Annotated in this window: 9 protein-coding genes; 3 read left to right on the plus strand and 6 right to left on the minus strand. The window is 68.4% G+C overall.

Features of this window, described 5'->3' with window-relative positions:
- The first annotated feature begins 102 nt into the window (after positions 1-102).
- Positions 103-933, plus strand: coding sequence for a transcriptional repressor LexA (gene lexA, locus ACWGID_RS32940; protein ID WP_452203226.1), 831 nt, complete (start codon positions 103-105; stop codon positions 931-933).
- A 48-nt stretch (positions 934-981) separates the two neighbouring features.
- A complete protein-coding gene (locus ACWGID_RS32945) occupies positions 982-1,491 on the plus strand; it encodes a glutathione peroxidase (protein WP_452203227.1) in 510 nt (169 codons plus the stop codon).
- 174 nt (positions 1,492-1,665) lie between these two features.
- Here ACWGID_RS32945 and ligD read toward each other — a convergent pair whose 3' ends face one another.
- From ligD to macS, 6 genes are all read right to left on the minus strand, one after another.
- Positions 1,666-2,643 (minus strand): non-homologous end-joining DNA ligase, encoded by a 978-nt coding sequence (gene ligD / locus ACWGID_RS32950; protein WP_452203228.1) that lies wholly within the window; start codon positions 2,641-2,643, stop codon positions 1,666-1,668.
- On the minus strand, positions 2,640-4,637 hold the full coding sequence (locus ACWGID_RS32955; protein ID WP_452203229.1) for an ATP-dependent DNA helicase: 1,998 nt from the start codon (positions 4,635-4,637) through the stop codon (positions 2,640-2,642). Before ACWGID_RS32955 ends, ligD begins: the two co-directional genes overlap by 4 nt.
- 97 nt (positions 4,638-4,734) lie before the next feature.
- A complete protein-coding gene (secD, locus tag ACWGID_RS32960) occupies positions 4,735-7,035 on the minus strand; it encodes a protein translocase subunit SecD (RefSeq protein ID WP_452203230.1) in 2,301 nt (766 codons plus the stop codon).
- 512 nt (positions 7,036-7,547) lie between these two features.
- The gene (locus tag ACWGID_RS32965) at positions 7,548-8,132 is read right to left on the minus strand and encodes a dihydrofolate reductase family protein (RefSeq protein WP_452203231.1); all 585 of its coding nucleotides are present in this window, start codon (positions 8,130-8,132) and stop codon (positions 7,548-7,550) included.
- A 190-nt stretch (positions 8,133-8,322) separates the two neighbouring features.
- Positions 8,323-8,964: a response regulator gene (locus ACWGID_RS32970; RefSeq protein ID WP_452203232.1), complete on the minus strand. Its 642-nt coding sequence runs from the start codon at positions 8,962-8,964 to the stop codon at positions 8,323-8,325.
- Positions 8,961-10,085: a MacS family sensor histidine kinase gene (gene macS, locus ACWGID_RS32975; RefSeq protein ID WP_452203233.1), complete on the minus strand. Its 1,125-nt coding sequence runs from the start codon at positions 10,083-10,085 to the stop codon at positions 8,961-8,963. Before macS ends, ACWGID_RS32970 begins: the two co-directional genes overlap by 4 nt.
- Positions 10,086-10,272: 187 nt before the next feature.
- On the opposite strand from macS, the gene ACWGID_RS32980 reads away from it, so the two are divergent.
- Positions 10,273-12,642 carry an immune inhibitor A domain-containing protein gene (locus tag ACWGID_RS32980; RefSeq protein WP_452203234.1) on the plus strand — a complete coding sequence of 790 codons (2,370 nt, stop codon included), beginning with the start codon at positions 10,273-10,275 and terminating at the stop codon, positions 12,640-12,642.
- Positions 12,643-12,769 lie beyond the last annotated feature (127 nt).

The raw sequence follows: 12,769 nt of genomic DNA on the forward strand, positions 1-12,769 counted from the left end.
ACAGATGTTTGAAGAATCTCAGAATTCGGTCTACGGTCATCTCAGTCGAGCAAGCTTCGGCCGGTGGTGCGATCGCCGGCCCGACCCGAGGAGCAACCAGCGATGGCCAGGACGCCGAGCGGTTCCAGCAAGGACGAGCGCACAGGCGTGGAGAAGGCCGCGGGCAAGGCCGCTCCGAAGGCTCCGGGGAAGAGTGCCGAGAAGGCCGGGAAGGCCGACCGGACCGTCTCCGAGCTGCCCGACGGCCCGGCCGACGCGACCGGTCTGACGCCGCGCCAGCGCCGCGTGCTGGACGTCATCCGCGACTCGGTGGACAGCCGGGGCTACCCGCCCTCGATGCGCGAGATCGGTGAGCGGGTCGGCCTGACCAGCTCCTCCTCGGTGTCGCACCAGCTCCGCGTGCTCGAGCAGAAGGGCCTGCTCCGCCGCGATCCGAACCGCCCGCGGGCGATCGAGGTCCGCTACCCGGGCGAGGTCGACGCCGCCGCCCGGCGTTCCGCGCTCGGCTCGGTCCGGCAGACGGCGTACGACGAGACCGGTGCCGGTGACGCGCACCCGGACGCGGCGTACGTGCCGGTCGTCGGCCGGATCGCGGCCGGTGGCCCGATCCTCGCCGAGCAGGAGATCGAAGAGGTCTTCCCGTTGCCCAAGGCAATGGTCGGCGAGGGCACGCTGTTCATGCTCCGGGTCAAGGGTGAGTCGATGATCGAGGCGGCGATCTGCGACGGCGACTGGGTCGTCGTCCGGCAGCAGCCGACCGCGGAGAACGGCGACATCGTGGCCGCGATGATCGACGGCGAGGCGACCGTGAAGACGTTCAAGAAGACCAAGACCGAGATCCTGCTGCTGCCACACAACCCGGCCTTCGAGCCGATCGACGGCAAGGACGCCATCATTCTCGGAAAGGTCGTAACAGTTCTGCGGCGTGTCTGACATCGCAGACACCGAGCAAAGTCCGGCGGGACATGTCAGCATTGAGTCATGACGACTGTCTATGACTTCAGCGCGCGGCGGATCGAAGGCAATGAACAGTCTCTTGCCGATTTCCGCGACCAGGTGCTCCTGGTGGTGAACACGGCGTCGCAGTGTGCCCAGACACCGCAGTACACCGGCCTGCAGAAGCTCTACCGGACCTACCGCCGGCAGGGCTTCACGGTGCTTGGCTTCCCCTGTGACCAGTTCGGCCACCAGGAGCCTGGTGACGAGAACGAGATCGCGAACTTCTGCTCGACGATCTATCACGTCACGTTCCCGATGTTCGCCAAGATCGACGTCAACGGATCACGCACGATCCCGTTGTACAACTGGCTGAAACGCGAGCAGGGCGGCCTGCTCGGCGGCCGGGTGAAGTGGAACTTCACGAAGTTCCTGGTCGGCCGCGACGGCGGGGTGATCTCGCGCTACGCGCCCACCCACTCGCCCGACAAACTGGCCGACAAGATCGAGGCAGCACTGGCGGTGCCGGCGCCGTCGCGGGAGACGAACGACTGACCCGGCACACGGCTCAAGGCCGTGCGCAACCAGCCGTTCACGTGAAAGCACCACGATTCACTGTCGGCGTTGGCGAAATTTCGTTGTTTTCTGCGACAGCTGAACATCATCCGTCGCAGCGCAACAGCAATTCGCACCGCATTCCGAACAATTCCCCCGCGGATCTGCCTGTCGCTATTCGCTGTCGACCAGGACCGCATCCGGGGTGATGTCGAGACGCAACCCGCGCCAGACGGGATGGCGGAGCCGGCCGTCGCCGCCCCACCCCGAGTAGGTGATCTCGGCGACCAGCACCGGATCGAGCCAGTGCGCGCGGCGCCGGTCGGTCATCGGGATCCCGGCCGGGTCGAAGGCCGGCCGATCGATCTCCAGCCCGGTCAGCTCGGCGCTCAGCATGTCGAGGGTCGCGAAGTCGAGACCCGACCCGACCTTCCCGATCAGGACGAGCTCGCCGTCCGGTGCGTAGGCCCCGCAGTAGAACGAGCCGATCTTCCCTTCCCGGTTGCCCTCCCCCGGATGCCAGCCGCACAGTACGACGTCCCGCGTCCGCACCGGCTTGATCTTGATCCAGTCGGCGCTCCGGCGGCCCGGCAGGTACCGCGACTTGCGCCGTTTCGCGACCACTCCCTCGAGCCCTTGCTCGGAGGACTGCTTCAGGGCTTCCTGACCGTCGCGCAGCGCCGGCGGGATCTCCCAGAACGGGTCCCCGATCTCCAGCGAATCGAGCAGCCCCCGACGGTCGTCGTACGTTGCATCCAGCAACCACTGGCCGTCGAAGCGGAGCAGGTCGAACAGCCGCACCGAGACCGGCACCTCGGTGATCAGGTGCCGGAGCTGGCGCGGGTCGCGGACATGCATCCGTCGCTGCAGCAGACCGAACGAGGGTGCGCCGTTCTCGTCGAGTGTGACGATCTCCCCGTCCAGTACGGCGGGAAGCCGCAGCCCCGGCGCATCCGCCAGCCCGACCAGCTCCGGATAGCCACCGGACACGTCGTGGCTGTTGCGCGACCACAACCGGCAGACGCCGTCGTCCACCTCGGCGATCACCCGGATGCCGTCCCACTTCATCTCGTACGACCAGCCCGCGCCTGACGGCAGCTCCCCGAGCGCCGCCATCATCGGCAGCACCGGCGGACCGGTCACGGGACTCATGACGACTGCAACCGCTTCAGCGCGCCGAGCACCTTCTCCCGGTCGGCGGTCGGCCACATCGGCGGCAAGGAGGCACGCAGGAACCCGCCGTACCGCTGGGTGACGATGCGGGGGTCGAGGATCGCGACCACGCCGCGGTCCGAGCTGCGGCGGATCAGCCGGCCGGTGCCCTGCGCGAGCAGCAGCCCGGCGTGCGTGGCCGCGACTGCCATGAACCCGTTCCCACCCGCTTCGTCGACGGCGCGCTGACGAGCCGCCATCAACGGCTCGTCCGGCCGCGGGAACGGGATCCGGTCGATGATCACCAGGTTGCACGTCGAGCCCGGTACGTCGATCCCCTGCCACAGCGACAACGTCCCGAACAGGGAGGTCTCCGGGTCCTCCACGAACTCGCGGGCGAGCTCACCGAGCTGCGCGTCGCCCTGGCACAGCACCTTGAAGTCGGTCGCCTCCCGCACCGCGGCGGTCGCTGCCTCGGCCGCCCGGCGGGACGAGAAGAGGCCGAGGGTCCGGCCGCCGGCGGCCGTGATCAGGTCGACGATCTCCTCGAACTGCTTCTTGCCGAGGCCGTCCCGATGCGGCGGCGGGAGGTGCTTGGCGACGTACAGGATGCCCTGCTTCTCGTACTCGAACGGGGAGCCGACGTCGAGCCCGCGCCACGGCAGCGGGCCGGTCTCGGAGTCGTCGTCGAGCTCCGGCATCTCGTCGGCGTCCTCGAGCTTGTCGGCGGGACGCAGACCGACCTGGCGGGCGATCGCGTCGAAGTCGCCGCCGAGAGTCAGGGTCGCGGACGTGAGCACGGCCGTCCGGTCCCGGAGGACGAGCTCGCGGAGCAGGCCGGCCACGGTGAGCGGCGCGATCCGGAGCTCGCGGCCGAAGCGGTCGCGGTCGATCATCCAGACGACATCCAGGTCGTTCAGCGCTGCGACGCGTTCGGCGACGTCGAAGATCTCTTTGACCGCGCCCTTGGACTGCCGCTTGGCGCCGTCCGGGTCGTCGTCCTTGTCGTCGGACTTCTTGTTCAGGTCGGAGTACAGCCCGCGGGCCGCGTCGCGGACCAGGCCGGCGGCCTCCAGGACCGGCGTGTTGGACGGCTCGATCCGGCCCTCGCGGGTGCCGTCGAGGGCGGCACGGAGGGCGTCGGAGGCGTCGATCAGGTCGTCGGCCTTGTCGTCGTCGACGAACCGGCGGGCCCGCTTGGCGGCACGCTCGACCATCTGCGGTGACAGCTCGTCGCCGGCCGCGCCGGTGACCCGGGCGGGCAGCTCGTGCGCCTCGTCGACGATGACGACGTCGTGCTCGGGCAGGACGGTCCGGTTCTCGAAGGCGTCGATCGAGAGCAGGGCGTGGTTGGTGATGACGATGTCGGCCTTGCGGGCGTGTTCCTTGGCCTTCTCGGCGAAACACTCCTCGCCGTACGGGCACTTCTGGGCGCCGAGGCACTCGCGCGCCGCGATCGCGACCTGCTGCCACGCCTGGTACTGGTGCGAGGGCGCGTGGTCGCGGTCGCCCGCCTCGCCGTCCAGCAACTGCTGCTCGGCCCACTCGCGCAACTCGATCACGGACCGGCCGATCTCGCCGGCGGGCGGCACGTCGATGAGCATGCCGTCCTCGTCCGGCGCGCCTTCGCGGATCCGGTGCAGGCAGGCGTAGTTGTTCCGGCCCTTCTGGATCGCGTACTTCGGTCTGCGGGGCAGCAGCTTCTCGGTCGCGTCGAGGAGCGCCGGAACGTCCCGATCGACCAGCTGCGACTGCAGCGCGAGCGTCGCGGTGGACACCACCACCCGCCGGTCCTCGATCGCGTGCACGAGGGCGGGAACGAGGTACCCGAGGGACTTTCCGGTGCCGGTGCCCGCCTGCACGAGGAGATGCGACCCGTCGTGCATCGCGGTGTCCACGGCTTGCGCCATCTCCACCTGTCCTGGCCGCGTCTGACCACTGATCCCGGACACGGCAGCTTCGAGCAGTTCCCGCACATCAACACCCACCGCCACACCCTAGCCCGCCCGGCGGACAGATTTCCGATCCGGCGGGCCAGGCTGTGGACAAGCTCCCGCGCGACGCTTTCGGGGGCTGTAGGTGAACCGAGAGTCAGACCACCGCGCCGCGGTCCGGCTGGGCATCGCGGTCCACCTGCTGGCGCTTGGGGCGTGGCGGCGGCGCCGGGTAGCGACGCTCCAGCTCCAGCAGCAGCGGTGCCGCGGTGAGGTTGGAGGAGTATGTGCCGACGAGGATGCCGAGCAGCAGCGCCAGCGCGAAGTCGGCGAGCGAGTCACCGCCCAAGAACAGCAGCGCGGACAGGATGAACAGCGTCGAGATCCCGGTGTTGATCGTGCGTGGCAGCACGTTCACGATCGCGGTGTCGATGATCTTGCCGAGACTGTCGGTCGAGCGGGCGCTGCGCGTCTCGCGGATCCGGTCGAACACCACCACCGAGTCGTTCACCGTGTAGCCGATGATGGTCAGGATCGCGGCCAGGAAGATGCCGTCGATCGGCTTCCCGGTCCAGGCGAAGACACCGACCACGATCGCGACGTTCTGCAGCAACGCCAGTACGGCGCCGGCGCCGAAGGTCCAGCGGAACCGCACGGCGAGGTACGCCAGCTGGGCGAGCAATGCGATGCCGAGGGCAATCAAGCCCTTGTTCCGCAGCTCTTCGCCGAGCGACGGGCCGATGCTCTCGTTGCGGATCACCTCGGCGCCACCACCGATCCGCGACAGCGACTCCTTGATCTTCTCCGCCTCGTCGTCACTGATCGTCGACGTCCGCACCGTGATGTCGTCGGCTCCTGACGCCTGCACGACCGCGGTCGGATACCCCGCCTCCCCGACCGCCGCCCGCGCCTGGTCCGGCGTGATCGGCTGCGTCGTGCTCACCTCGAGCAGCCGGCCGCCGGTGAACTCGATCCCGAGGTTCAGACCGCGGACGGCGACCCCCGCGAGGCTGATCACGATCGCCACGACCGTGATCACCAGCCAGCGTCGGCTGTGCTCCATCAGCGACGGTTGCCGAGCCTCGAGCCAGGTCCGGACCCGGCCGTGGCCCGCGATCCCGCTCAGGCCCGGACGGCGCAGTACGAACCCTCGGGACACCGCGAACTCTGCGAACACCCGGGTGACGACGAGCGCCGACAGCACCGACGCGATGACACCGATCGACAGCGTGACGCCGAAGCCGCGGACCGGACCGGCGGCCAGGAAGAACAGCAGCCCCGCGGCCAGCAGAGTGGTGATGTTCGAGTCGGCGATCGCGGACAGGGCGTTCTGGAAGCCGCTGCGCAGCGATCTGCGGAGGCCGTCGGTACGGCCCGCTGTGTAGTCCTCGCGGGCGCGTTCGAAGACCAGGACGTTCGCGTCGACCGCCATTCCGATCGCCAGCACGAAACCGGCCAGGCCGGGCAGTGTGAGGGTGGCGCCGATCGCGGTCAGGGCGGCGTACGACATCGCGGCGTACCCGATCAGGCCGAGGACGGCCATCAAACCGACGAGGCGGTAGACCACGACGATGAACAGCGCGGTCAGCGCGAGACCGATGATCGCGGCCAGCGCGCTCGCCTGGATCGCGTCCTGGCCGAGCGACGGGCCGACCGTCCGCTGGTCGATGACCTGCACCGGCACCGGCAGCGCTCCGCCGGAGATCAGCGCGGCCAGGTCCTTGGCCTGCTCCTCGGTGAATGTACCCGAGATCGTCGTGGTGCCGCCGCCGATGCCGACGTTGCACAGCTGGTTGCCGCCGTTCGGGTCGACCTGCGGCGCGCTGATGACGTCGTTGTCCAGCACGATCGCGATCAGCCGCTGCGGCGTACCGACCGGCTGGCAGGCGGCCTTGCCGGTGATGTTCGCCCAGGTCTTGCCGCCGTCGCCCTTGAAGTTCATCTCGACGAACCAGCCCTGCGCGACCTGCTGCGGGTCGAGCCGGCCCTCGGCGCCGCTGACCAGCTCACCGGTCATCGCCGGCTTGGCGAGCCGGAGGAAGCCCTGACCGCCCTCGGCCGGCAGGTACGTCTCCCCCGCGGCCGGTTTGGCCGGCTTCGTCGCGACCTGGTCGAGCACCTCGTGGAAGGTGAGCTGCGCGGTCTTGCCGATCACCTTGGCGGCCTCACGCGGGTCCTGCACGCCGGGCAGCTCGACGATGATCCGGTTGTCGCCCTGGCGGGTCACGTTCGGCTCGCTGACGCCGAGCGCGTCGATCCGCCGGTGCAGCACCTGGGTGGCCTTGTCGGTGGTGTCCTTGGTCGCTTTGACCGTCGGCGAGTCCTTGGCCTCGAGGACGATCTGCGTCCCGCCGCGCAGGTCGAGACCGAGTTGTGGTTTCGCGGTCAGCGTGACGTACGTCGACGCCGCCAGGACGAGGAATGCGAGCAGGGCACGGGCTAGGGACGACCGGTTCACCGAAGCCTCCGGAGCTGGGCACCCGCAGTACGGGTGTCGTGACAGAGAGCACCCACGCGGGTGTGAAGGCACAGTGTACGAAGCCGTTCAAGCCCTACGGGGAACAATCGCAGAAGCGACCGGGTCGCGGAAGTTCGCCGGACCGCCACTGGCTGTTGCCCAGGGCATGCTTTCGGAAAACGGGATTGCCTTGAGATCGAATCGTTCGGGTGGCTTGCGAACGCGGCACCAGGGTGACGAGGTGTTGCATAGGGCAACGAGCTGACCGATGCGAAAGGTTGATGCTTGATGAGATCGATCGGGCGAATGGTTGCGATGGGCGCGGCGGCGGTGGCTGGGGTTGCCGGCGGGGCTCCGGTGGCGCAGGCGCAGGCGCCGACCCAGAGCGCCCACACAGTCACCTGTGCGAACCAGGACGAGTGCGTTCGGAAGCACAACATGTACCGGCACGGCGGGTGGCATCCCCTCTCGGAGGTGGGATGCCCTCTCGGAGGTGGGATGCCACCCGCTACTCAGTTGCGCAGGGTCGGGCGGTAGATGAGCTCCTGGGTGTGGCCGTCGAGGATGCGGCTCTCGAGCAACTCCAGGTCGAAGTCGCCGGTGCCGTCGAAGATCCGGTTCTCTGCCGTTTGGCCCCGGCTGTTGATCACCGGGAACACCGTCACCTGTACCCGATCGACCAGGCCGGCGGCCAGGAGTGCCCGGTTCAGCGTCAGGCTGCCGTGCGAACGCAGCGGCAGATCCGACTCCTCCTTGAGCCGCGCGACCGCCTCGACCGGGTCGCCGCTCAGGACCGTCGCATCCGGCCAGTCGAGCGGTCCTTGGAGTGTGTTCGACACCACTGTCGTCGGCAGGTTCGTCATCCGGCTGACCCACGAGTCGTGCACCTCCGAGCCCGCCGGGTGCGACGCGAGCATCGACGCCATCAGCCGATAGGTGTTGGCGCCGAGAACCAGCCGCTGCTTCTCGCCGAACTGGTCGAGGCGGTGCTCGAGGAACTCCGGCCCCTGCTTGCCCCAGTACCCGCCGAACGTGCCGGTCGGGGAGCCGTAGCCGTCGAAGCTGGAAAAAATGTCAAAGGTAAAGCTGGCGCTCACTTCGGTCTCCTTGAGTTCAACAGGCGCCGTCGTCGGCAACCCTTCACCCCTGCTACGAACACTTCGCCGCCGATACGACACGGCGCCGCATCAAATGCTGACAGCTACTGGGACCAGCGGTAGACCGGAATGGATGTGCCGCGGTGAGCCCGGGGGTGGGTGGGACGAACCACACGTACCCCATCACCGGTCACGGCCAAGTGTCGAGGCCGTTTTCGATGGCGTAGCGGACCAGTTCGGCTCGGTTGTGGAGCTGGAGTTTGCGGAGGGTGTTCTGGACGTGGTTCTCGACCGTGCGGTGGGAGAGGACGAGGCGGGTGGCGATCTGTTTGGCGGTGAGGCCGCGGGCGACCAGGCGGAGTACTTCGGTCTCTCGGTCGGTGAGGTGCGGGACCTCGGGGCCGGTGGTGGCGTCGAGGCGGCGGTACTCGCCCAGCAACAGTCCCGCGAGGCCCGCGCTGAAGACGGCGTCGCCCTCCGCGGTGCGCCGTACGGCGTCGTCGAACTCGTCCAGTGACGCCGACTTCACCAGATACCCGGAGGCGCCGTTCTTCACCGCCGCGAGTACGTCGTCCTGCTCGGCACTGGCCGACAGCACCAGAACTCGGGTGTCGGGGAGTGCCGCGGTGATCTCGCGGGTCGCATCGACCCCGGATCCGTCGCCGAGCTGGAGGTCCATCACGACCACGTCCGGGCGGGTCGCCAGCGCGATCTTGACCGCGCTCGCGACGTCCGCGGCGGTCGCGCAGACGTCGTACCCGCGGCTGCCGAGGTCGCGTGCCACGCCCTCGCGCCACATCGGGTGGTCGTCGACGATCATCACGCGAATCATGCGGTCACCACTTTCAGCTCCCATTCGGTTCCCTCGCCTGGCGCGGTGCGGACCGTGACAGTGCCGCCGAGGTCGGCGATCCGGCCGCGGATCGACTGGCTGACGCCCAGGTGCCCGTCCACGCGGGCCTGTTCGAGCCGCGCGGGCGTCGTACCGACTCCGTCGTCGCGGATGGACACCACGATCTCCTCCCCCAGGTCCTCGACGACCACCCAGCAGCGGGCGTCCGGACCGGCGTGCTTGATCACGTTGCTCAGCGCTTCCTTGACCGCGGCAACCAGTTCGGCCGCGGTGGCCGCGGGCAGCAGGACCTGACCGGCCGGTACGACGACGTCGACCCGAGTCGTGGCCAGCGGCAACAGCAGGCCACACAGATCGGCCTGATCACCTTCGGTGGCAACCACGCGTGTGGACATCAGGGTGCGCAGCGCCACTTCCTGTTCGGCCGCCAGCTGCGCCAGTTCGAGCGTTTCGCCGCCGATCGCCGTACCGCGTCGCTGGACCTGGGCCAGCACCTGCAGTACGCCGTCGTGGATCGACCGACTGAGCCGCAGCCGCTCGGCCGTCGCGCTCTCGGCAGCGATCGCCTCATGCAGCCTGGCCCCTGCCCGCCGCAGAGTCGAGGCGGCGTACCCGACCACCAGGCCGGCGACCAGGAGCAGCTGGACGTTGGCGAGGATCTTCGACGTGTGGTCAACGCCGCGCAGCGCCAGCAGCGCCAGGCTGATCGTGGTGGCGCCGAGCAGTCCGCCGTCCCGGCCGCGGGAGATCGCCAGCGCGAGCACCGGCCCGGCCGCCCACACGGAGGTCAGGACCGAGGCGCCGGCGCGGATGTCGAGCAGCGGCTGGGCCCACAACGTCGCAAACATGCAGCCGACCGTGACGCCCAGGTCCACGAAAGCGAGCCGGGTGTTCCGACGCCCCCAGCGCCGGCTGTAGCCGTACGACGAGATCAGCGTCCAGACTCCCATCACGGCCAGCTGGAGCACCGCGCCGGACGGCCGGACGATGCCGTCCCACCGGGTCCACACGCCGAAGCAGGCGAACACCCAGGTGATCACGCGAAAGGCGACGAGTGCGCGCCACAGCGGCTGCAACAGATCGACGGTCTCACGCTCCACGCGCCATAGTCTGCCAAGCCGCGGGGCTGCTCTGCGTGAGGCTTACTACTCAGTCCGCAGGATTCCCCGCACCTTCACAGGATTTCCTCAGTTCCACTTCAGCTGGGCGGGTTTTCCCCGTACTCTCGCGCCAAACACGCTCGGGGGAGCTTCGAACACAGTGCGTTATGAGACACGGAGGGGAATCGTGCGCAAGCTACCCGCCGGGCTGTTCAGCCTGGCCTTGGCGGCGACGACCGGGCTGGGCATCGCCTCGGCATCGGCCGGAAACGCCGCCACATCGCCCACGCAAGGGTCGGCGCCGATCGCCAGCGAGGCCGCGCCGGCGCCGGACGAGCTGTCCAGCCCGCTCGAGGACAAGCGCCGCGATCTCCGCCAGGAGGCGTTGACCAAGGTCCTGAACGGTCAGGCCACCCCGGAGAAGCGCGGTACCAGCACGGTCGTCAACCTGGGCGCCAAGGCCGCCGGGGCCAAGGGCGTGAAGAACGCCAAGGGCAAGGTCGACCAGTACGTCGAGCTGTCCCGCGAGAAGACCGACAAGATCTTCGTCGTGCTCGCGGAGTTCGGCAACGAGCGGCACCCGAGCTACCCCGACCAGGACACGTCGCCCGCCTTCCCCGGTCCGGCGCGGTTCGACGGCCCGCTGAACAACCAGATCCCGGCGCCGGACCGCTCGGTGGACAACTCCACCGTCTGGAGCCCGAACTACGACCGCCAGCACTTCCAGGACCTCTACTTCGGCGCCGGCAACTCGGTGAAGAAGTACTACGAGAAGCAGTCGTCCGGCCGGTACAGCGTCGACGGCGAGGTCACCGACTGGGTCAAGGTCAAGTACAACGAGGCGCGGTACGGACGCTCGAACGGCTACCCGTGCACCGGCAACGTCTGCAACAACACCTGGTACCTGATCCAGGACGCGGTCAACCAGTGGGTCGCCGACCAGGAGGCCAAGGGCCGGACCAAGGCGGAGATCACCGCGGACCTGAAGTCGTTCGACCAGTGGGACCGCTACGACTACGACGGTGACGGCAACTTCAACGAGCCGGACGGCTACATCGACCACTTCCAGATCGTGCACGCCGGTGGCGACCAGGCCGACGGCGACCCGTGGCAGGGCGAGGACGCGATCTGGTCGCACCGCTGGTACGCCGGGTTCCCGGGCGGCCCCACGACGAACCCGAACGGCGGCGCGCAGATCGGTGACACCGGCATGTACGTCGGTGACTACACGATCCAGCCGGAGAACGGCGGCGTCAGCGTCTTCGCGCACGAGTACGGCCACGACCTTGGTCTGCCGGACCACTACGACACCGCCGGCGGCGAGAACGGCGTCAACTGGTGGACGATCATGGCGCAGAGCCGGGTCGGCAAGCCCAGTGACGGCGGGATCGGCGAGCAGGCGGCCGACTTCGGCGCCTGGGACAAGCTGCAGCTCGGCTGGCTGGACTACGAGATCGTGAACGCCGGCCAGAACCGGACCGTCGAACTCGGCCCGCACGAGTACAACTCGAAGAAGGCCCAGGGCCTGGTCGTACCGTTGCCGAAGAAGTCGGTCACGCACCAGCTCGTCGCACCGGCCGCCGGGACGAAGTCCTGGTGGAGCGGTCAGGGCAACAGCTTCACGCACACGATGAGCCGCCAGGTCGCGCTGCCGGCCGGTCAGCCCGCGAGCCTCACGTTCCAGGCCAACTGGGACATCGAGGACTGCGGTACGACGGCCTGCGACTACGCCTACGTCGACGTGAACGACGGCAGCGGCTTCAAGACGATCAAGGGCAACATCACCAACGACGCCGAGGGCAACGGGATCGACGGCACCAGCAACGGCTGGAAGCCGGCCACGTTCGACCTCTCGTCGTACGCCGGGAAGACGATCACCCTGCAGTTCCGCTACGCCACCGACCCGGCGGCCGGCGGGATCGGCTTCTTCGCCGACGACATCAAGGTGACGTCCGGTAGCACCGCGCTGGTCACGTCGGGGGCGGAGACTTCGCCGGACGGGTGGACGTTGAACGGGTTCAGCGCGATCGGCGCGTCGTACACGAGCCTGCACGACAACTACTACCTCGCGTCGAACATCAACTACGTCGACCACGACAAGTACCTGCAGACCGGCCCGTACAACTTCGGTTGGGCGAGCACCCTGTCGGACAAGGTGGAGCACTTCCCGTACCAGGACGGTCTGCTGATCTGGTACTGGGACACCTCGCAGTCCGACAACAACACCAGCGCGCACCCGGGTGCGGGTCTGGTCCTGCCGATCGACTCGCACCCGACGCCGATCAACCGGATCGACGGCCAGCTCTGGCGGCCGCGCGTCGGTGGGTACGACGCTCCGTTCGGGCTGGAGAAGGCGGACTCGTTCACCCTGCACGTCAACGGACAGGCGAGCTACGTCCGCGGTCAGAACGCCGTCCCGACCTTCAACGACGGCTTGTCCTACTGGTCCGCCGACCAGCCGACGAGCAGCGTCAAGGTCCCGAACAACGGCGTCAACATCAAGGTCGTCTCCAAGACCGGCACCTCGATGAAGGTCCAGGTCAGCAAGCGCAAGTGACGTCCTGAAACACAGAACAGCCCCCGAGAGATTGGCGGTTTCAAGGGGTCGTCGCAACACCGCCTTGGGTTCTAGGTGGTGAGTAGATCACGCAAACGCTCGGCTGGGGTGTCCCAGTCGAGCGTTT

This window comes from Kribbella sp. NPDC054772, from assembly GCF_053611945.1.

Coding starts and splice junctions, on each gene's coding strand:
- lexA (WP_452203226.1), top strand. CDS start 103: ATGGCCAGGACGCCGAGCGGTTCCAGCAAGGACGAGCGCACAGGCGTG.
- ACWGID_RS32945 (WP_452203227.1), top strand. CDS start 982: ATGACGACTGTCTATGACTTCAGCGCGCGGCGGATCGAAGGCAATGAA.
- ligD (WP_452203228.1), bottom strand. CDS start 2,643: ATGAGTCCCGTGACCGGTCCGCCGGTGCTGCCGATGATGGCGGCGCTC.
- ACWGID_RS32970 (WP_452203232.1), bottom strand. CDS start 8,964: ATGATTCGCGTGATGATCGTCGACGACCACCCGATGTGGCGCGAGGGC.